Source organism: Agarilytica rhodophyticola (assembly GCF_002157225.2).
GTDB lineage: Bacteria > Pseudomonadota > Gammaproteobacteria > Pseudomonadales > Cellvibrionaceae > Agarilytica > Agarilytica rhodophyticola.
Map to the genome: position 1 here is coordinate 2,636,575 of NZ_CP020038.1, position 21,669 is coordinate 2,658,243.

Annotated in this window: 19 protein-coding genes; 11 read left to right on the forward strand and 8 right to left on the reverse strand. The window is 40.4% G+C overall.

From position 1 onward, the window contains the following. The first annotated feature begins 3 nt into the window (after positions 1 to 3). A complete protein-coding gene (gene queF / locus BVC89_RS11155) occupies positions 4 to 828 on the forward strand; it encodes an NADPH-dependent 7-cyano-7-deazaguanine reductase QueF (protein WP_086931261.1) in 825 nt (274 codons plus the stop codon). Positions 829 to 841: 13 nt separating this feature from the next. Here queF and BVC89_RS11160 read toward each other — a convergent pair whose 3' ends face one another. Beyond that, positions 842 to 2,239: an adenylate/guanylate cyclase domain-containing protein gene (locus BVC89_RS11160; RefSeq protein WP_086931262.1), complete on the reverse strand. Its 1,398-nt coding sequence runs from the start codon at positions 2,237 to 2,239 to the stop codon at positions 842 to 844. A 287-nt stretch (positions 2,240 to 2,526) separates the two neighbouring features. Beyond that, positions 2,527 to 3,714, reverse strand: a complete 1,188-nt coding sequence (locus tag BVC89_RS11165; protein ID WP_158657881.1) for a GumC domain-containing protein — start codon at positions 3,712 to 3,714, stop codon at positions 2,527 to 2,529. 545 nt (positions 3,715 to 4,259) lie between these two features. Between BVC89_RS11165 and BVC89_RS11170 the strand changes: the two genes are divergently transcribed. Further along, entirely contained in the window at positions 4,260 to 5,381 is a 1,122-nt protein-coding gene (locus BVC89_RS11170) for a glutathione S-transferase N-terminal domain-containing protein (RefSeq protein ID WP_086931264.1), read from the forward strand. A gap of 37 nt (positions 5,382 to 5,418) precedes the next feature. On the opposite strand, the gene BVC89_RS11175 is transcribed toward BVC89_RS11170, so the two are convergent. Further along, positions 5,419 to 5,754, reverse strand: coding sequence for a hypothetical protein (locus BVC89_RS11175; RefSeq protein ID WP_086931265.1), 336 nt, complete (start codon positions 5,752 to 5,754; stop codon positions 5,419 to 5,421). Between the two features lie 130 nt (positions 5,755 to 5,884). Continuing rightward, positions 5,885 to 6,229: a hypothetical protein gene (locus BVC89_RS11180; RefSeq protein WP_086931266.1), complete on the reverse strand. Its 345-nt coding sequence runs from the start codon at positions 6,227 to 6,229 to the stop codon at positions 5,885 to 5,887. Positions 6,230 to 6,940: 711 nt separating this feature from the next. Between BVC89_RS11180 and BVC89_RS11185 the strand changes: the two genes are divergently transcribed. Beyond that, entirely contained in the window at positions 6,941 to 8,332 is a 1,392-nt protein-coding gene (locus BVC89_RS11185; RefSeq protein WP_086931267.1) for an oligosaccharide flippase family protein, read from the forward strand. A 1,579-nt stretch (positions 8,333 to 9,911) separates the two neighbouring features. Here the strand turns inward: BVC89_RS11185 and BVC89_RS11195 are convergent. Further along, positions 9,912 to 10,436 (reverse strand): MarR family winged helix-turn-helix transcriptional regulator, encoded by a 525-nt coding sequence (locus BVC89_RS11195; RefSeq protein WP_086934588.1) that lies wholly within the window; start codon positions 10,434 to 10,436, stop codon positions 9,912 to 9,914. A 123-nt stretch (positions 10,437 to 10,559) separates the two neighbouring features. Between BVC89_RS11195 and BVC89_RS11200 the strand changes: the two genes are divergently transcribed. The 7 genes from BVC89_RS11200 to BVC89_RS11230 all read left to right on the forward strand — a co-directional run bounded on the left by BVC89_RS11200 (position 10,560) and on the right by BVC89_RS11230 (position 15,991). Next, entirely contained in the window at positions 10,560 to 11,477 is a 918-nt protein-coding gene (locus tag BVC89_RS11200; RefSeq protein WP_245929378.1) for a haloalkane dehalogenase, read from the forward strand. Positions 11,478 to 11,837: 360 nt separating this feature from the next. After that, positions 11,838 to 12,350: a nuclear transport factor 2 family protein gene (locus BVC89_RS11205; RefSeq protein ID WP_216825129.1), complete on the forward strand. Its 513-nt coding sequence runs from the start codon at positions 11,838 to 11,840 to the stop codon at positions 12,348 to 12,350. 119 nt (positions 12,351 to 12,469) lie between these two features. Beyond that, positions 12,470 to 12,991 carry an NAD(P)H-dependent oxidoreductase gene (locus BVC89_RS11210; protein ID WP_086931269.1) on the forward strand — a complete coding sequence of 174 codons (522 nt, stop codon included), beginning with the start codon at positions 12,470 to 12,472 and terminating at the stop codon, positions 12,989 to 12,991. A 45-nt stretch (positions 12,992 to 13,036) separates the two neighbouring features. Next, complete coding sequence (locus BVC89_RS11215) at positions 13,037 to 14,182, forward strand: iron-containing alcohol dehydrogenase (RefSeq protein ID WP_086931270.1); 1,146 nt, start codon at positions 13,037 to 13,039, stop codon at positions 14,180 to 14,182. A 36-nt stretch (positions 14,183 to 14,218) separates the two neighbouring features. Then, positions 14,219 to 14,698 carry a cupin domain-containing protein gene (locus BVC89_RS11220; RefSeq protein WP_216825130.1) on the forward strand — a complete coding sequence of 160 codons (480 nt, stop codon included), beginning with the start codon at positions 14,219 to 14,221 and terminating at the stop codon, positions 14,696 to 14,698. 15 nt (positions 14,699 to 14,713) lie between these two features. Further along, positions 14,714 to 15,577, forward strand: a complete 864-nt coding sequence (locus BVC89_RS11225; protein ID WP_086931271.1) for a sulfurtransferase — start codon at positions 14,714 to 14,716, stop codon at positions 15,575 to 15,577. 15 nt (positions 15,578 to 15,592) lie between these two features. Beyond that, positions 15,593 to 15,991, forward strand: a complete 399-nt coding sequence (locus BVC89_RS11230; protein WP_086931272.1) for a YybH family protein — start codon at positions 15,593 to 15,595, stop codon at positions 15,989 to 15,991. Positions 15,992 to 16,129: 138 nt separating this feature from the next. On the opposite strand, the gene BVC89_RS11235 is transcribed toward BVC89_RS11230, so the two are convergent. Both BVC89_RS11235 and putA read right to left on the reverse strand, forming a co-directional pair. Next, positions 16,130 to 16,882: a hypothetical protein gene (locus BVC89_RS11235; protein WP_086931273.1), complete on the reverse strand. Its 753-nt coding sequence runs from the start codon at positions 16,880 to 16,882 to the stop codon at positions 16,130 to 16,132. A 271-nt stretch (positions 16,883 to 17,153) separates the two neighbouring features. Then, a complete protein-coding gene (putA, locus tag BVC89_RS11240; RefSeq protein WP_086931274.1) occupies positions 17,154 to 20,279 on the reverse strand; it encodes a bifunctional proline dehydrogenase/L-glutamate gamma-semialdehyde dehydrogenase PutA in 3,126 nt (1,041 codons plus the stop codon). Positions 20,280 to 20,719: 440 nt separating this feature from the next. On the opposite strand from putA, the gene BVC89_RS11245 reads away from it, so the two are divergent. Then, complete coding sequence (locus BVC89_RS11245) at positions 20,720 to 21,028, forward strand: DUF4156 domain-containing protein (RefSeq protein WP_086931275.1); 309 nt, start codon at positions 20,720 to 20,722, stop codon at positions 21,026 to 21,028. Positions 21,029 to 21,333: 305 nt separating this feature from the next. On the opposite strand, the gene BVC89_RS11250 is transcribed toward BVC89_RS11245, so the two are convergent. After that, positions 21,334 to 21,654, reverse strand: coding sequence for a hypothetical protein (locus BVC89_RS11250; protein ID WP_086931276.1), 321 nt, complete (start codon positions 21,652 to 21,654; stop codon positions 21,334 to 21,336). Positions 21,655 to 21,669: the final 15 nt, after the last annotated feature.

Below are 21,669 nucleotides of genomic sequence, written 5' to 3' on the forward strand. Positions count from 1 at the left end.
GCTATGACGGATAAAACATCTCATCAGGATAGTAAACTTGGCCGAGACCTTGATTACCCGCAAACCTATGATGCAGGTTTGCTCGACCCTATTCCCAGGCGTTTGGCGCGTGATGCGTTGTGGGGCGATGAGGTGCCGGAATTCAAGGGTTTCGATCTCTGGACCGCATTTGAGTTGTCGTGGTTAAATTCTAATGGTGTACCTCAAGTGGCGATTGCCGAATTTAGTTTTCCTGCGCACTCGGCAAATATTATTGAGTCAAAGTCGTTTAAATATTACCTCAACTCCTTTAATCAGATGACATACGCGACAAGAAATATTGTCGCTGAGGTACTAAAGAAGGATTTATCCGTCTGTGTACAAGACAGTGTTGATGTACGTATTTATGGCGTAGAGGATTTTCCTCAAGTTGCTGCTATAAGTGGCTATTGTGTTGACCAACTAGATGTTGCTGTGGATTGCTACGAGCCAAACCCAGATTTACTTGAGTGTTCGTCAAAGCATGTGGAGCGTAAGCAGTTATACAGTCACCTATTAAAGAGTAATTGTCCTGTAACCGGACAACCTGACTGGGCGACAGTCTGGATTGAATACTCAGGTAAAGAGATTTTACCTGAGTCATTTTTACGCTATGTTGTTTCCTATCGAGGCCATCAAGATTTTCACGAAAGTTGTGTTGAAGCCTTTTTCAAAGACATTATGCTCAAGTGCCAGCCATCTTTTTTAAGTGTTTTTGCGCGCTATACCCGAAGAGGGGGCTTAGATATCAATCCATATCGCTCAAGTGCTGAGGTAGGACTGCCTTTCGGGCGTTTGCCTCGGCAGTAATTGGGAATAAGCATTAGATAATTTTATCTCTTACGTGCTCGGCCACACGTTCAAGAGATGCAATAATATTTGCTTTATCGTAGTTGCGTATTTTATCCAAATCTAAATGCATGGAGAATCCTTCGGCATTTTCTTCAAAGTAGCTTTGGTTTTTTCCTAGGTTTTTACGCTGGTCTACCACTTGATATACTTTGGTCGGGTAGTTGAAACCTTTGACGTTGATTTCACCTTTGTCGCGACAGAGAACAACATCTTTAACGAGTGACCATGTTTCGTGTGATATCAAGATTTCACCTGCTTCAGAGGCCGACTCCAGTCGGCTAGCTAAATTTACATGAGTACCTAAGGCTGTGTAGTAAGCGTAATTATTGGTGCCAAAAGTTCCTACAGTGCAGTAGCCAGAACTTATTCCCATTCGAATGCGCAGAGGCTTTTTAATACCTTGGTTATACCACTTTGTTTGTAACTCCTTCATCTTTTTGCGCATTTGTATTGCCATGCAGACACATCTCACGCAATCTGATTTTACCCCCTTCGTTTGTGAGTCACCAAAGAGAACCATTAAGCCATCGCCCATAAATTTATCGATGTTGCCACCGAAATGGGAAATAATTTTAGTCATCTCTGTTAAGTAATTATTGAGAATATCGGTCACCGCTTCCGATTCAAGTTCTTCTGATAAAGAAGTAAAACCTTCGATATCAGAGAAAAATACAGTGACAGGCTTACGCTCAGCCTTCAATATTCTTTCCTGTCCTTGATTAACCGCTCGCCACACTGTTGGTGTGAGATAACGTGACAATTTAAAGGTACGTAGCTTATGCAGAACTTGCTCACTAACAAGCTTTTTGCCATGAGCTTCCAGACGTTTAATATGCAGATTAAGGTGAATAGCATAAATGCAAAAATAGGTAAAAACACCGATCAGGCTAACAATTCCGATGGCCAGATTATTGGAAAAATCCCACTGTGGTTGCCACAGCAAAAATGTTACAACCACGCCCAGCACGAATACTAAATTATCACGTGTCCATTTTTGTATACCACCATTAATCAGGCTATTAAACTGAATCATGATGATAAACAGCATGGTTGGTAAAATACTAAACTGTATAAAGCTTAAAATAAAACCAATAACAGCGGCATCGATCGTTGTAATATTATTAAATAAGTCTTGGTACTTATCGCTTTTATTACGTTTGATTAAAAAAATGTAGGTCGCCAGAGTGTAAACAAAGGCTCCTATCATTAGTATGATGTCTAGTATCGATAATGCTGCCCAAGAATCATAATTATTTGCCACTACTGTTGTTGAAGCTGCAAAACAAATAATGGTGCGCACGTCATTTTGTCGTGACTGTAAAGGTGAAGAGCTTAGGCTAGATTCGGCTGTTTTTTTTGTTTGACTCATGGGGTACTGTTTTTTAGTTATTGCGTCCAGCCAGTTTTCCTTTCTTTTTGCATTAAGTTATCAGATGGTCATTGGTTTTAATTGTACCTATTAATTCCTTACTTAAATAGCGCCTTAACTACTAAATAGTCACTATTTTACTGTCCGATATAGTCAATTTGATTGTCGTGTAGGACTTTTAGGATAATAGAAACTGATAATGGAAATTCAAACACCTGTATTAACCACGAAATGGGAGTGTTAAACTTGCAAGGCATTGCGCTTGTTTGAGATACCCATATGATGCGCTACTGGCTCATTTTTAGATCGAGGAATTTCTCTTCTAAGTTGGCATAGCGCGTTTCCAACTCTTGCAGTTCTTGCTTGATTTTTGATGTGTCTTCATTACTGCTGATGGTTGTATTGACGTTTTGTTGTTCAAGTTGTAAGACAAGTTGCTCGTTCTCAGCGGAGATCGATTCTATTTTTCTTCTAAATATATCATTTTGTTTCTCTAGCGTCGCAATTTCGTTTTGTACGGCTGGAAGTTGTTCTAGCCGGCGATGTAAGGCGTCTACTTCAATTTGCGCGTTATTTAGCTCATCCTCCATCAGTTGAATACATGTATCCGCTTCCTGCATAAAACGTTTTTGCTTTTCCAGTTCGTCTTGCAAGCTTGTGATAATTTGTGTGCGTTCTTCCTGGGAGTCAGCAGCAACAAGTTTTGCCTGCAGTTCCTCTATCGTTTGATGTTGACCGGCGGTTACCTCCCGTAATTGGCGCAGTTCATTGACTGTTTGTTCGTCTCTGACCTCAATTCTTTCCACTATCGTGGTGGTGCCACTTGCAGGCCCATCTATGTCTCGATGAATAATCGTTTCAAAATCATTGTAAACATTGCGATAGTTTTTTAAGGCCTCTTCAATTTCTGCTCCGCCATCTATGCTGGCAATCATATTGCTGATGTTATTATAGTAGCTGTCGGCCTGATCTTTACTGGCGTTCCATTGGGCTTCTAAATCGAAATACATGGTTTGAAAGCGAGAAAGGTTGTCAATACGCTTCTTGGCGTTTTCCAGTTCTTGGTTCAGTACCTCAATCTGTTCTGTGTTCTCTTCTAATTGTGGGGCCTTGTCTTCTTGTGTGGCGTAGTCTTCATAAAAAGAGAAAATTTGTTGATATCGTTTGCCAATCGATAACCAGTCGGGTGATTCTTCTCCCTGTTCGGTATTGTGTATGGCTTCTTTTTCAGCAAGTAATACCGCATGACGCAAGGCGGCAGCTCGCTTAGGAAGCTCTGTATCTGGTGATATATCCAAGGTGATATCGCGTTCTGAGTTGAGCTGTGCATGGTACTTTCTGGTTTTCAGAAGCTCTTCGTTGACGTGGAAGATATAGGTGCGCTCATCTTTCTCTTGGGCATCATTCTTCGACAGCAGGTGCATATTCTTTATTTTATTGACAAGCTCCATCATTCTGCTCTGTAACTTTTTCACCAGTTCCCTTAGCGAACGGATTTTATACAGGAGAAGAAAGCAAACGACGAGCAATATAGCTGCAATCTCAATACTGATGATGACAGCAATATTTTCTTTGAGCATAGCCTAAGTGAACCTTTCTATGACCTTTGTTTTTCTAATTTCTTTAGCTTCTTTGAATTAGCAGTTAATGTCCAAAATTCTTATCTTATTTCGATATAAAAAAATGTATTTTCGGCCTTCTTTGCTATAAATACTAAGGTTTTGTCCATTTCATTGTTACTCGTAAGGAGGCACTAGGTTAATTATGGTTCACAAGTGCAGTAAGCGCGAACAACGGCTAAAAAAAATACATATCGCACTAAAACCGTCTGATTGAAGAAAAAGTAGTGTGAGCATCTGGGCCTGAAGAGTATGATGTGTAGTCTTGCTGGTTTATAAAAAATAATAATATATGTCAAAGGGTAGCTATAAGCTAAGCCGCTATAACTTATATCGCCATGGCTTGTAGGGTCTTGACTCTCATATTTCATCTACTTCAACAATTCAAAGAGCATACCGTTATGTCACAAAATTACACCTTGTACGGTACAGAGTTTTCACTTTACACGGGTAAAGCTCGGGCCTACCTGCGCTATAAAAATATAGAGTTCAATGAGGTTTTCTCCTCTTTAAAGGTGTATAAAAATATCATTATCCCCAATACTGGGGTGCGCTTTATACCTGTAGTTAAGATGCCTGACGGAGCTTACTTTCAAGATACATCAGCCATTATCGATACGATTGAAGCACGCGAGACAGAGCGCCCGGTGATTCCTATTGGCCCTAAGCAAAAACTGGTCTCCTACTTATTCGAGCTTTTTGCCGATGAGTGGCTGGTGATTCCCGCGATGCACTATCGCTGGAATCATGATAATTCAATGCAAATATACCGCGAGTTTGGGCAAGTGGCTTTTCCTCGCATGCCTCACTTTGTGCAGAATTTTGTCGGCCGCAAGCTTAGTAAAAAGTTCAGTGGTTACTTACCTATGCTTGGTGTTAACGATCAAACACGTGATGCTATTGAACAGTGGTTCGAACAAGAAGTATTAGTGCAGCTAGACGCACATTTTGCCAAACACCGTTATTTGTTAGGTGATGCAGCCACACTCGGTGATTTCGCACTTATGGGGCCACTTTCAGGTCATTTACTTCATGATCCTGCTCCCAAAAAAATGATTTTAGGAAAAGCTGCGAATGTTGTACGCTGGGATCAAGAGCTTAAAGCGCCTCCCAAGCCTGTCGGAGCGTTACCTACCAACGATGAAATACCGGAAACCTTATTACCACTCTTAACGGGTATGTTTCGAGATCAATGGCCTGTGCTAATCAACACCGTTGCAGCTATTGCCGAGTTTTATAACCATCAAAGCTCCCATCAGTCCGCCGGTGATAATAACCATAAGCCAATTCCTAGGGCGTTGGGTGAATGTGATTTTACAATTGCGGGTGTGGCAGGTAAGCGCAAGATGCTAAGCTTCCATCAATGGAAAGTGCAGCGAGTGTTGGATTGTTATCACTCGTTACACGGTGAAGAAAAACAAAGTGTAGATACACTCCTGCACAAAGTGGGAGGCTTTGACTTTATGCAGCAGCAGATCAAACATCGGGTAAAAAGAAATAATAATAAATTAGTGTTTGAATAATTAAGAAAGGTGGTTTTATCTTTTGTTGATAAATCACTTAAGGTTTAATTTCCACATAACGAAGCGTTTCTACACTTGAAAATGTGTCGCAAAGGCTATTGCCGTTGAGACGCACTTTTGCTCCACCGGCTTTTGCGGCTAATAGCATGGAAAACAGGGATTTATCTATATCTGTTTGTAGTTCCAAAACATAACGCCAGGCGTGATTGGTTTGGCACTGAGGGTCTGTATCCTTGGCTTCGTTGGTATATATAAACACTGTATTGCCAATGTTTTTGTTGATGGCGAGTTTTGTGATCACTCCATCATCCACTTTCCCTGCTTGGGTCTGTAGTGAATATATAAAGAGTAACGCTGTTATTAAATATTTCATATGTTTCTCTTATGGCTCTTTGGCTTGCTCGCAAATCATACACTATATAAAAGAGACCATTTTATAATTAGCCAATAATTTTAAAAGTAAGCATAGGACAAGACTATTCTTTTTTAATTCTATTATCAGGCTATTTACTGTAGATAGGCTTCTTGTAGGGATATGAAGCGATGGCTATTGCTAATACTGCTTTAAGTGAGTCATTGTCATCTACGGGGATAAATGGATAGCGACTGCAATGGCGGACTTCGCCATTATAATATTCTTCCGCTGTGCCCTTAGGTGGGCGATTACTGATGCTGTAATCAGTATATTCTCTTACTAGGCTTCTGCCCTGGTAGTTTGAGTCCGGGTAGGCTTGGGTTATTCGCCCGAATTTGTGGCCCGATCTAAAATAGACGGTAGGCTTATTTTGGCTGTCGCCAGTATAGCCAATAATATTTTCCTGTATATAAAAGTCTGCAGCGTAAGCCATTGTTATTTCCCCATTACTTGAGTTGATAACATAAACCTATATTTACTATTAGTAAAATGGCGTGGTACGTGAGTGTGGTGTTAGTAGGCGCTAGTATTTTTTTAAACAAAAAAATTGGCATATTGCTAATCGCTTTGCTGGAGTTTTCATCATAAAGATATCAACAATATCTAGAATAGGACTGTGGATAAACTTGGGGTATCTGGCTACAGGCCACGGCTAGCATGGCTTGGCGCTTGGTGTCTAAATTTTGTTATATTCTATTTCGTGCCTGCAATACGATTATTTTTATCCACACAAAAAATTTCACAGGCTGAATTTTGAGTCTATACTCTTGGATTAATCTCTGGTATAGGGCATTTTTCTTGATAGAAAATCATCGTTGTGGAAAAGAAGTGGTGTATGCAGTGCTTTTCTCTAAAGCGAATTTCCCTTAAACTTCGCAGCAGTTATTTACTCATCCTGTAGCAATAAATGGAATGACATGACATACCGTGGATTGGCTCTATGAGAATTCTTTTCTCGATGTAAATTCCCTGTTTAAAAGCTAGCACTTAGCGATAGTGCATAAGGGTTTATGTGTGCAAATGAATAGTGAGATGCTAAAGCGGCGCTTGTTTCTTTTGCTGACTTAGAGCCTGCTCAAAGAAATACGGTATGATAACGGCCACATTAAATGGTGATTTTTTAGCATATTAGGAATGCTGTTACATGAAATCAATTTTATCATCTTTGCCTCGTTCACCTGCACAAGTCGCTGAGCGAGTGCGTAGTTTAAAATCTTCTCCTGCTGTTCAGGCGACATTTTGGGTGATTTTGGGTAGTGGCGGTTATCAAGTCATTCGCCTATTTGGTAATTTGATTCTGACGCGTCTGCTGTTTCCCGAGATCTTCGGTATTATGGCCATCGTAACTGCTGTCCTTGTTGGCCTAGGCCAGCTATCTGATGTCGGTCTTAGGGAGGGTGTGGTTAATAGTGATCGCATCAATGACCCTCAATTTATGCGCACGGCTTGGACTTTGCAGATTTGCCGCACCGCTGTAATTGCAATACTGGCGGCGATCATCGCGTTCCCTCTAGCAAATTTTTATGACGAAGCTGTATTAGCCCCGGTGCTTATGGTGATCGCCTGCGGCACTTTTATTACTGGTTTTAAATCTATAGCCGTGCTGGCCTATGACAAGCGTCTTGATCTCAAAGCGCAAATGTTAGTGGACTTGGGTGTGCAGGTAGCAGGGCTTGTGGTAGTAATTGTCTGCGCGTGGTGGTGGAAAAGTATTTGGGCCTTGGTTGTCGGCCATGTATTTGCTTCTGTATTAGACGTAATACTGAGCTATGTGCTTTTCAAGGGACATCATAGTAAGTTTGCCTGGGATAAAAAAGCAGTTAAAACCCTTACCAGTTTTGGCAAGTGGATTCTTATATCATCGACTATTTCCTATATCACGGTGCAAGGCGACCGTCTGATACTAGGAAGTTTTCTAACGATGGGTGAGTTGGGGATTTATTCGGTCGCGGCCACTTGGGCGGCGATTGTGGCGCTGCTGTCTGTTAACTTTTCTACTCGTATTTTGCATCCTTATTTTAAGCAGGTTATCGATGACACTAACAGTGATCACTCTAAAATTAAAAGAGTACGCAATATGCTCAACGCTGCCTATATGGTGGTGTGTGTGGTGGTCGCGTTAATTGGCGATAAAATAATTCAAGGCTTTTATGATGATCGCTATCTCGACGGTGGTTGGATGCTGCAAATTCTCGCTTTAGGGCAGGTGGGCAGGGCGCTTACAGGAACTCTAATGCCTTTTATGCTTGCCTGTGGGGATTCTTTTAGCCAAATGAAGTTTAGCGCAGTAAGTGCCGTGATTTTGATTGCCTCGATTTTATTGGGTGGCTGGATGGCGGGTGCTCCAGGCGTGATTGTTGCTCTGGCTTTCGCCAGTATCGCCTCTCACCCTGTGATGGTTGCCTACGCTAGTAAACATGGCTATCACTGTACCATAGCTGACTTTAGCTTAATTACCTTCGCTGCAATTATTTGTTTTGTGGGATGGTGGCTAACTGATGCGCCTATTTTGGGTGTTCTCGCCGAACTCATTTAAGCTTATTTATTTTTTTGTTTTCTTGCCTTCTGTAATCCTCTTGCTGAGCATAGTGAGCTGAGGATAGGGGGCTAGTATGCCTGCAGATCGAAGCTGCAAGCTGCATGATATTGCTTATTGTGGCGTATGTGTCGACTAATATTACAATAACTTCCCTAGCGCTATGTCTGGAATATAAGGCTATGATTGATCCTTTTAAGTCTCGATACATCATATTCCAAACCGGCATACATATGATGGCTATCACGCTTATTACCTAGGCAGTGAGATTTTCTTAACCCCTTTGTATCTATTTGTAGATAACTCTTCTCCCTTACCTAAAATCCACTCTCGTGACGGAATTGTTATCACTGCACTTTAGCTAAATACTTGTCATTAAGTGATAAAAATAGCGGGTTAAATAGCCATTTCCCTATACTTATCAAGCGCTTAGCTCATTTTTCATTGGTTCATGGCAAATCTCTGCCTCATTTCTCTATCTTGGCTTGGGTTGTGCGTGTCGATTAATTTATCAATCTATCTAATATTTTGATTTTGTGTTTCTCTATTTATTTTTACTTAAAAGAGCATGATTTTTTAGAGCTTAATTGTGGAAAAAAACAAAGTTATTTTGTGTCTTTTTTGTATTTTATTTAGCTGAAGCAAATTAAAAAGTAGACGCATTTGGCATTTTTTTTATAAAGGTAAACGTTAAGTTTAAAAAATACCGTTCAGAAAACGCTATTTTTAATTTATTTACAAGATGTTTACCTTTTTTTAAATGTTGGCTTAGCTTTTGCTATATGTATATTGTGTAATGGATACCTCTGGTTTTTGAAGTGTTGGAGCTTAGGATGAAAATCAAAGCTACATGGATGTTGAGAAAGTAGATAGTAGTGTTGAAGTGTTAGTGTGTGTTGGAGCAAAAGGAATAACCCTGTACTACAAGGACGTTTGAATATTTAGTGTGTTGTTGTGTGATAGAGAAGTGTTGGAAAAAGGATGGTGTGATAAGAAAAAAACAAAGGAATTGAAATAGGGTTATAGGAATTTTTTCATTAAACGGAATTGATGTATTACAAGAGTTTTTTGTAACAGTAGTGTGGTTAGGAATAGGAAGAGAAGGATTTTTTATAAAGTTAAATGGAATTTTAAGCACAAAAATTAGGAATTTGTGTTGGAGATTGTGTAAGAGTTGTGTGTTATGTGTGTGTTAGATGCTACGGATAAGGCGAATAAAATACGGATATTGTGTATTAAAGTTGATATGTAGTGGTGTGTTTTAGGATGTGTTAGGGAAAAGGGACATAAACGGAATTATTGTCAGGGATGACTATATACTACTGGCGCGAAGAAGTAGTACCGCGTTTTGAAGGATTGTTAATATACGGAAATACAGAAGCAGTTTTGGGGATTGATTAACAACAGAAAGTGAATATGGAGTGTTCTTATAGGATATTATAAGTAGTTTATTTTTAAGGATGCTCATAAAAAACCGTTTTCAATTTTATTGAAAGCGGTTTTTTTATTTGCACGTTTACTTATTCATCCAACGTATGTTTGTATTGGGTGAACAGTTAAGCAATAACGCATAACTAAATTACATTGAAGAAACGTGTACCGATTTTTCTACCGGGCACCCCATTGAGCGGCATACATCTTCATTGCATAACCGGCAAACGCGTCTTGCGGCAATAGGCTCTTTCGCCAGTTTGCTCATAGCAGGCTCTAGTAGTTGGGCGATAGCTTGCTTTTCTTCCTCACTATATTGTGACAGTATTTGCGCCGTTACTTTTTGGCGTGCCTGTAATATCTTTTCCACGCGCAATTTTCCTTTCTGGCTTACACAGAGCACCACAGAGCGCGCGTCCGCAGTACTCTTATGGCGCACAACTAAATTCTCTTTTGTTAGCGTATCTACAAGCCTTACGGCACCGGAATGAGATAGTCCTAGTACCTTGCTTAAGGTATCAATCGTATCATTGGGGTGATAATGAATTGCCACCAGTGCAGATTCGTGATTTAGACTTCGCCCTCCCAAAGTCGCGACCTGTTCTTCGATGCGGTTGGCAATGTTGGTCGCGAAGGCGCCAATAAGATTCCCGAGGTAATGTTCATTGTTCATACCTTCTACTATATATGACTCGCTCATAAAAATATATAGACAAGGTTTTCTATCTGAATTATTGTATGACTCAATCATATATTAATTTGGCTTTGCTAACAGCAATGAGTGGAAATTTATAAAATGACACAAAATAATCACATGAAGGGTAATTCAGAAACGCTGCCATACGACAAACAATACAAAACCGTATTAGGTAAGAAGATGGCTTACGTGGATGTTGGCTCCGGCGATCCAATTGTTTTTTTACATGGCAATCCAACGTCGATTTACCTATGGCGCAATATCATGCCTTATATAGAGGGCCGAGGCCGCTTAATAGCGATCGACATGATTGGCATGGGGGATTCTGAAAAGTTGGCAAGTACCGACAAAAGTACCGACAATAGTAATTATTCCTTAGAGGAGAACTGTCGCTACACTTTTGCGCTTTTGGAGGCTGTTGGTGTCACACACAATGTGATCTTAATACTTCATGACTGGGGATCTGGGGTTGGCTTTCACTGGGCTAACCAACATCGAGAGTCGGTTAAAGGAATCGCGTTTATGGAGGCCATTGTGACACCTTTTCCCAGTTGGGATGATTTCCCCAAAGATCTGCATGATCCCATTGGACGTTTGCGTTCTAAAGAGGGGGATAAAATGGTTTTAGAGGATAACTTTTTTATCGAAACATTACTGCCTGCTGCTGTGACTAGACCATTGAGTGATATTGAACGTAATGAGTATCGTCGGCCATTTATCCAGGCAGGAGAAGCGCGAAGGGCGATGTTATCCGGGCCCCGACAACTGCCCATTGCAGGTGAACCTGCAGCAACAGTTGCTTTAATTGCAAACTACGCGCAGTACTTATCCCAATCCTCAGATCTACCTAAACTATTTATCAACGCTGAGCCTGGCGCATTCTTAGCGGGATATGCGAGAGATTTTGTGCGTACTTGGCCGAACTTAAAAGAAGTGACGGTAAAGGGGCTTCATTTTATTCAAGAGGATTCTCCCGAGGATATTGGGAAAGCTATACTGGAATGGTTGCCCGGTTAAAAACTCCTCGCTCATATCAATAGATGCAACACCTTAATCTATATCAATTTCGCTGAAACACGTCATGTGGTTTCAGCAAAAACCTATGCGTTGAATCAATCTTATTTCCACCATCCTTTTCAATATACTTTATCTAAGGCCATCTCTATACGTGATTAAAAAATAAGTCACTAGCTCTGTATTAGTAATCTCTATTGTTGCTCAGCTGCAATAGTTATTTGCAAAAATACCCTATTATTATTCTCAGACAAGATGATTACAATATTTTCAGGTCATGAGTAATGCATTTGAGCTTTACATTCATGGCGGAGATATTTTGACAAATCTCATCCGTTTAAATGTTAAGTGGAGAAAGATATTTTGAAGATTACACAATTTAAATTACTAAATGCATGTATTTTTATCGCAATTGTATTATCTACATTTGCTTCAGCTAATGAAAAAAGCACTAATAATTTAAAATCTAGCCAGTTTGCTCAAACAACAAATCGTGGAGAAATAAATATGTCTAGCAATGCCGAACAAGAGGCTGTTAAAACCGCCGTAAACAATTATTTAACAGGTATTAGCCGTCCAGAGATTGCCAGAGAGCGTATTCAAGCGGCATTTTATTCAAGTACTAACTTACATTCACTTGATGAAGATGGCAATGTAAAGTTTCAACCCCGTGACAGCCTCATTGAGATGGTTTTAGCGGGTAATGTTCCTCCACACAAGGGTGAAATTATGCAGATTGAAGTGACCAACGATATGGCTTTTGCAAAAGTACACCTCGATCTTCCCGATCGAGACTTCTACGATTACCTAACTTTGTTGAAACTAAATGTCGGCTGGAGAATTGTTAGCAAAACATATACAACAGTAATGAAATAATTATCCCTGAATTATCTTCACTTCTTATACTTTCGGTCTTCAGGTTCTGTTTAGAAAGCATAAACGCCTTAACGGAGACAACTATTATCTAGACAGAATTTAAAATCTAGGGAAGTAAAATGAAAATCTTAGTCAATGTTTTTCACCCCAATATAGAAGCATCTAGTGTTAATGCTACATGGGTTGAAGTTCTTAGAAAGTATCGTGATGTAACTTTGAATCTACAATATACCAATTATCCAAACTGGCAATTTGATGTGGTTAGAGAGCAACGGCTGCTAAGCGAACACGAGCTTATTGTTTTTCAATTCCCTTTCTTATGGTATTCCATGCCGCCGCTAATGAAGAAGTGGGTCGACGATATATTGACCTATGAATGGGCTTACGGTATTGGTGGTGAAGCGCTAAAAGGCAAGTCGGTAGTATTAGCTATATCTACAGGTTGCTCTGGGCAATCCTATCAGGCGGGGGGAGAAAATAATTATTCTATGAGTGAGTTTCTAAAGCCCATTCAACAAACAGTTGAACTAACACAGATGAATTATCTACCGCCATTTGTATTTTATAGCGCTCTGGAAGCATCGCAACGGGATATAGACCAATCCGCAGAAGATTATTTAGCCCATATAGTAAAGTTATAATGTTTTACGCCTTACACTTGAAATAAAAATACAGAGATAAAATAAATGAATTTTTCTTATCAAAACACTACTCAAATTCAATTTGGTCAAGGACAAATTGAAAGTATAAAAAACTTAATCTCCAAGGATAGCAGTGTACTAGTGCTTTACGGCTTTGGTTCCATTAAAAAGAACGGTGTTTACGACCAGGTTGAAGCCGCTTTGAGTAATTACCAATGGCTTGAATTTGGTGGTATTGAAGCAAACCCAACCAAAGAAACCTTGGATAAAGCCGTGGCTATCGCCAAAAGTAAAAATATAGATTACATCCTCGCGGTAGGAGGTGGATCTGTCATCGATGGTGCTAAATATGTTGCCGCTGCAAGTTGTTATGAGGGTGATGGCTGGGACATACTTGAAGGCAAATACACTATCACAAAGGCCTTGCCTTTAGGCACCATTCTCACTTTGCCTGCGACTGGCTCAGAATCTAATGCCAACTCTGTTATTACTAAAGCGGAAACTCAAGATAAACTGGCATTTGCCAGCGCTTATGTGCAGCCGGTATTTGCGGTAATGGATCCTGATGTAATGAAAACATTACCAGAAAAACAACTTGTTAATGGCATTGTCGATGCCTGGGTGCATGTTTGTGAACAATATCTGACCTTTCCAACTGGCGCACTGGTACAAGAAGGATACGCTGAAGCATTATTAAAAAGCCTAAAGAACATCGCAGACAACTTTAATCAGCAAGATGATATGTGGCGAGCTAACTTAATGTGGGCTGCTAATCAAGCTCTCAATGGTCTTATTGGTTTGGGTGTTACACAGGATTGGTCTACGCATATGATTGGACATGAACTCACCGCTTTATATGGCGTCGATCATGCACGTTCACTGGCGATTGTCCAACCGTCATTATTGCGTAATCAACTAACTGCTAAGAAAGGAAAACTTGAGCAAATGGGGCGCAATGTATTTGGCCTATCTCAGCGTGATGATCTTGCTGAGTTAACTGTTCAAGAAATCGAATCTTTTTATCAGCAACTGAATGTTCGCACTCAATTGACTGAACATGTAGAAACCAAGCAAGAAGCGATTGAGAAAATTATTAAGCGGCTACAGCTGCACGGTATGACAAAGTTAGGTGAACATCAAGCTATTACCCTTGAAGAAAGCCGTGCAATTTTGAATGGTGCAGTGGCCTAACTTTTACTTGCTCTAAATTAATTATTGAGAATTTTTATGATTGCTAATTTTAATTTAATGTCAAAGATAGTAAAGACAAGCTTTTTTTTATTTAGCTTTACTATTGCTTCGATAGTCTCAGCAGAATCTTCACCGTCAAAAAAAGCTATGTCTTTCTCTTTGGCGAATGCCAAGCTTGAATGGCTTAACTGCCCTGACTTTCTGCCTTGTAAATTTGCCGTTTTACATGGTCAATTAGGTGGCGACAATATGGATATTTTTCTGAAATTTCCAAGTAAGGCTAAAATTCCTTTTCATACCCATACTTCAGCTGAGCATATGGTTATGATCTCTGGTGAATTCCATACTATTTATCAAGGTCAAGAAAAAGCTATTTTGAAATCAGGGGACTTTGCTTATGGCCCTGAACAATTACCTCACGACGGTTTTTGTGCAAGCAATATTGAATGTGTCATGTTTGTCGCATACGAAAAACCTCTTGATGCTGTTCCCTATGATATATCAAAAAAACAATAGGACAGAGGTACTGCTATGAAAATAGTTGACAATACTTCTCCGCTTATTTCAGCATTAGAATTACAACCTTTGCTAAACAAAAAAAATGTCAAAGTCTTTGATATTCGAGGCAATTGGGGTGCGCCGCCAGTAAGTAATTATGATGATTACCTAAAAGGGCATATCCCGGCTGCAATCTATCTTGATTGGACTAAGTATTTTTTGCAGCAAGATCTCCCTATTGGCTTAGCCCCAATCGCTTCAAAAAAAGATGCCCAGAAGGCATTTAAGGAATTGGGAATATCTGAAACCGATTTGGTAGTTTTATACGATGACTATCATCATATGTTAGCAGGTCGAATTTGGTGGGCGATGCGTTACTGGGGCTTTTCAAATGTCAAAGTACTTAATGGCGGTTGGCAATACTGGATTGCGGAAGATTTTCCTACAACGACAACGATTGGCTATGTTGAAGAAGGCCGCTTCTTAGTATCTGAACGCAGTGATTTAAGTGTCGGCCTTGAACGTATTAAAAATAGGGCAGACAATGTATCTTTGATTGATGCGCGAGGTCCTGTTAATTATGGGGGTGATCCCTCAAAATCAGATACAGGTCATATACCCGGCGCCATCAATATTCCTTACTTTTCTGTATTGGATGATGTTTCGGGTTTGTTTAAAAATGAGGTATCTATAAGGGCTATATTTAATAAAAAAATATCGAATATTGATCGAGCTAAATTAATATCCTCCTGTGGCTCAGGTTATGCTGGCACAGTAATTCTTATCGCTCTTAAAGTTTTAGGTATTGATGCGGCTCTATTTGATGGCTCTTTTTCAGTATGGAAAGAAAGTGGAAATCTTGCTATTGAACAAGGCCCAATACAAAAAATTTTTTAATAAGAGATAACGCGCATGAATTCATTTCAACATTCGCCTGATGCTGAGGCGATTATGCAAATTAACAAAGGTGTGGAAACGGCAATACGTGATGCCGATGAAACCAGTGTTGAGCGTTTAGCTTCGATTTATACCAGTGAAGGTCAAATGCTCCAACCTCACGGCGAAACACTTGCTGATAAAGATGCCATTAACAGCTATTGGCGGGGGGTATTGGATGCAGGTATTACCGATGCAAATTTAGAAACCATAGAGCTGGACTTCATCGATGATACCGCGATTGAAGTGGGTTCATACCTTATGAAAAAAGGGGGAGCAGTCGCCGATATTGGTAAGTATCTTGTTGTTTGGAAAAAGGTAAACGGCCAATGGAAATACCATCGTGATATTTGGAATAGCAATCTTGCTACATGAAAACCACAGTGATTATGAAGAGTGTATTTTAATTTTTAGGTCTATATTGACAGCTTTTCTTGTTTAGTATATTCGATGAACCGGTATTTTTCTTGGGTTAAATATCGATTCATCTATGAGAGCAATCTCGTCAGCTACTTAATTATTTTTTTGGTTTTCTGCATCAATTTTTTTTTGTTCTTCGATTGCCATATTTTTTAAATCTTTCAACATGTTATTTTGTCTTGATGCATAATCATAAGAGAAAAACATTCGATTAAATAAAGCGTTATTATTAATGGTTGAACTATTTTCATCTTTTTTCTGGTTCATAATAATAGCGTTATAGTGAACTTCAATGTTTCCTTTTTTTCCTTCTTTTAACCTAAAAAGCTGATAATGATCTTGAGTCGAATATTCGTCTGGATAGTTCTCCTCGATCATTACATGATGCCCAGGACGAATATCCAAGACGCTACCGGTTACTCTGAGATCGGGAATATTTTGTAAAGGAAAACTTCTGTGTGTGAGGCTAAGATTTAAACCTTCTCCCTCCCACTTGATATCCTTATGAGCCCATTCGTTCATTAATTTTTCTATATGGCAGCAAGCGCGGTATGCTGCTTCTCTAGTGATATTAGGCGGTAAAGATATGCTTTTATGTGTTCTAATTGCGCCTTTTTTGCCACTTAATGAAAGCCCAGTATATTGTTCGGATCGTGAAATTTTATCATTGTCCTTCATTCCTAATGGCTCTAGAAGGCTATTTAGTCTGGTGTTATCTTGTGAAAGTACTGGTGAATGAGAAATTGCTTTATGATACTTACTTTTACAAGTAGTCGAATCTGAAAATATTTGTGAAGCTCGATCCGTTGTCACTGCCCCGAATCTTGGTAAATATATGTCTGCCATTATTTATAATCTTTAAATTAAGTTTATTAAGTTAGGTGTGTGCTGTGTTAGTGCGATCTTAAAAAATAAGTTCGGAGGAAGGGAGAAAGATTATAAGATCGCGACATTTTATTGCTTTAAGCAATAAAATGTCGGGGCTCTTGCTGTTGAGCTCGATCGTAAATGGAGTAATTATTATTGGCACTTATCAATAAGTGCCGTAGCTTAATATTACATTTATGACGTCGATATTGAAGCCTGTCGACTATTGAGCATTTTGTCTAGGCACATTTTATTGTTCTAGGGAGAGCAATTGCGCATTGCCACCTGTTGCCACAGTATTTATTGTTAGTGTTTTTTCAGTCGCAAAACGAAATAAATAATGGGGGCCACCGGCTTTGGGGCCTGTACCCGATAACCCTTGCCCACCGAAGGGGTTAACGCCTACCACAGCACCAACCATGTTGCGATTCACATAGGTATTGCCTACTTTTGCTCGGCTAAAAATGTAGTCTGCTTTGCTCTCAATGCGTGAATGTAAGCCCAGTGTTAAGCCGTAGCCCATGGCGTTAATATCATCGATAACAGTGTCAAGCTTGTTTGCGCTGTAGCGTAGAATATGGAGGATTGGCCCGAAAACTTCTCCGTTAAGTTGTTTAAGGCTATCCAATTCAAAAATATGTGGGCCAACAAAAGTACCTGATGATGGAAGCCTATTATTTTCTGTTTTATAGATAACTTTAGCTTCCTGCTGCATTCTTTGAATATGTGTTAACAACATTTGTTGGGCATTTTTGTCAATTACAGGACCCACATCGGTATTTAGCTGCCATGGTTGACCGATGGTAATTTCATCGCAGGCACCTTTTAACATGTCGATTAAGTTATCGGCGATATCCTCTTGAATTAATAAGACACGCAACGCTGAGCAACGCTGACCGGCACTCATAAAGGAAGAGGCAATAACATCATCTACAACTTGCTCAAGTAATGCCGTGGAATCCACTATCATCACGTTTTGACCACCTGTTTCGGCAATAAAGGGGATGATGGGGCCTTCTTTTTTGGCTAATTGCAACTGAATATGTTTTGCTGTAGCCGTTGAGCCAGTAAAGGCGATGCCGGCAATACGGGAGTCATCGACAAGCTGTGCGCCGAGCTCTCGGCCGCCAGTAAGAAGATGCAGCACCTCCTTGGGAATTCCAGCTTTGTGCATTAATTCAATAGTCTTAGAGGCAACCAAAGGTGTTTGTTCAGCCGGCTTAGCAATCACACTATTACCGGAAGCCAGAGCGGCAACAATTTGTCCGGTAAAAATAGCCAGTGGAAAATTCCACGGACTGACACACAAAAATATTCCGCGACCGTGTAAGCTTAAAGCATTGGTTTCTCCTGTCGGCCCCGGCATCATGTGGGGGGTGGCAAAGTGCTGTCTGGCCAGCTGCGCATAGTAGCGACAAAAATCTACCGCTTCTCGAATCTCGCTAATGGCATCAGCGATTGTACGTCCCGCTTCATAACATATTAGTGCCATAAACTCGGGTTGTTGTTGCTCTATACCATCGGCGATTTTTTCAAGAATTAACGCCCTTTGTTCCGCCGGGCATTTATCCCATTGTGCTTGAGCGGCGTGTGCGCTTGCTAAGGCTTGCTCTATATCTTCACTGCCTACCTCACTTGAATAACCCACAAGAGAGCCATCGGCAGGGGAGTGAATCGCTTGCTGGCTTTCTATTTTTTCGCCATTAACAATAGCTCCACCTATATAGTGATGTTGACCAAAATCTATTAAGCGCTTTTGTAGAGGAATTATTTCAGCACCGTTATCAATATCGATGCCCTTAGCATTAATGCGTGGTTGTTGGCTGTGTTGAAAAATTTTCTCGGGTGTCTGAATACTCGGATGACGATAGGGCTGATATGCGCTTACCGTGGAAAAAACATCGGTAATTAACGCATCTGCTGGTGTCGACTCATCCATAAAGCGATTAACAAAAGAACTATTCGCACCATTTTCTAATAGTCTTCTTACCAAATAAGGGAGTAAGTCTTTGTGGGCACCTACTGGGGCATAGACGCGAATAGACGGTGTATCCTCCACCGACTCTACCAGTTGATCGTAGAGCAAATGCCCCATGCCATGAAGGCGCTGAAATTCATAGTGTTTGTTTTTGCCTATTTCATAAATCAGTGCAATGGTGTAGGCATTATGGGTTGCAAACTGAGGATATATATAACCTTGCGCATTGAGTAATAGTTCTGCACATATTTGATACGATAAATCGGTATTAGCTTTGCGAGTGAACACTGGATAATCTTCCAATCCGTGCTCTTGTGCGTGTTTAATTTCGCTATCCCAATAAGCCCCTTTTACTAAACGAACAGTAAACTTTTGTTTATTTTTTTGTGCCAGGGCAATTAACCACTTAGCGACATACGGAGCACGTTTTTGATAGGCTTGTAAGACAAAGCCCAAACCATTCCACTGCAATTGTTTTGCTTGTTCTGCCAAGGCTTCGAATAAATCTAGCGATATATCTAAGCGGTTAGCTTCTTCGGCATCAATATTTAAGCCAATATTATACTCGGCCGCTAGTGCCACTAACTCGTTAATACGAGGTAGTAATTCATCCATAACCCTTTGTTTATGAGAAAATGCGTAGCGGGGATGAAGCGCGGATAATTTAATGGAAATGCCATCAGCCTGGTTCACATCATCATCTTTAGCACACTTGCTTGCTTTGCCTATGGCGTGGATGGCCTCGCTATAGGCTTGGAAATACTTATTTGCATCTTTTGCGGTTCTGGCGCCTTCGCCCAACATATCGAAAGAAAAACGCGTGCCTTTACGGTTTTCTTTATAGCCTCTTTTACGGGCCTCACTAATAGTGCGGCCGAGCACATATTGACCGCCTAAAATACGCATCGCTTGCAGCATTGCCGTGCGGATAACCGGTTCCCCCAGGCGGCTAATCATGCTGTTGTACCAAGGTGCATCTTTACTTAGTTTTTCCGGTTCAATAATTTTCCCCGTCAGCATTAGACCCCAGGTAGAAGCATTGACAAACAGGGAGTCGGACTGGCCCAAGTGAATCTGCCAGTCGCCTACCGCGACTTTCTCGGCGATGAGTTTATCGGCTGTATCGGCATCTGGAATACGCAACAGCGATTCGGCTAAGCACATAAGCGCGATGCCTTCTTTGTTAGATAAGCCAAACTCTTGTAAAAACGCGTCCAGGGTTCCACGCGAGTCTTTACTCTCTCTTGAACGTATTACTAATTCTCTCGATTGTTTCAGTATTCTTTCTCGCGCTGCACGATCGAGTTTACTGAGCGCTAATAGATTAGCGACACACTCATTCTCATCTTGATGAATATGTTGCTCAATATGCGTGCGGATATCTGAGAGCGGGGCCATAACCTTTCCTTTCGAAAAACTGTAAAGCAGAATGTCTATGATATAGAACTCTTATCATTTCTGTTAATCTGGGAAACTTGTTTTCCAGATTAACTACTATAGGGCAAGGATGCCCTAACATCGGCATAGCCGATGCAAGCCATTGAAAATCGAGAAACTTCGCACAGTTAAGGTTTTCAATGGTATTCATCAAATAGTTCAGGACGAACTATTTGATTGCTAGGCTAATAGCCGAGAGTTCGCCGCCATTACAACGATTAAAACACGAGGTTCCTCACAGGTAATATGATATCCAAATGCTGCTTTAGTCGACACAAAATATATGTCTTTTCTTCGGTCGGTATGACGTAAATTGTTCTGTAAATTTGCTAGGTCACAATCTGAATTTTTATCTTATGGTAGGATAGACATTCGAGATTAAATGATTGTTTGGGGGAAATATGGGTCGAGTGTTGGTTCTAGCACTATGTGTTATCGCTACGGGGTGTAAGTGGGTGAAGCCATCGGATAATGGTAAGGACGTTGCGCTGGTGAAGCCTATTCATGTGCAGAATTGTAAGAAGCTGGCGGTAACCACTTCTGTAGGCAAGAAGAAGGTTGGCTTTGTCAAGCGCAAAGACGATGTGGTAAGCGATGAGTTGGTGACTTTAGCTAAAAATGAAGCTGCAAAGATCAATGGTGATACAATTGTGGCAATCGGTGAAATGGTCGACGGTAGTCAAAAGTTCGATATCTATTCCTGCCAATAATTTACTTCAGCAATATCGCTTAAGAAATACGCCTACTGAGCGATTACTCTTTTTATTGCAAGCAAAAAGCTACCTTTATGAAGGGTGGCTTTTTGCTTGGCACTTAATACTTTAAAAGGGGTTTTTATAGCCTTCGAGACTTAAGATCAGCTAAAGTCTGGCTGATGCTCGTAGGATATATGCATAGTAAGGCTTGGGTTTATAAGAGTGTCACATTCTCCCGATAAAGTCGTCACCGGAGATTAGTGCATGAGTCAGTATTAGCTAAGTTTTCATTAGCAAGAGCATATTCTTATTTTTCATCATCATAATGCACCTCTCGCACGAGCACTAGCCTCAGCTTTCAGTTTCATAACTTTATTTATACGATTTAGCTGTCGCGTTGCTTCTCTTATAGCCTCTCTATTATTCGGCTTACTTACAGCGTTTGCTAAATTGGTACGACGTTTTGCTGCTTCTTTTCGTAGGTCTTTTATGGTGAGAGACTGTATGGCTTGGGCTTGAGTCAAACGAGGTGTCGCCGAAGTTGATCTTGCATAACCTGTACTTCTATTTACGGTACTTGATGTAGGATGTGTATTTACACCGTGTATTGTCGATCTGTAGTCCGAAGGGCCTGGGAACATATATTCTCCTAAATT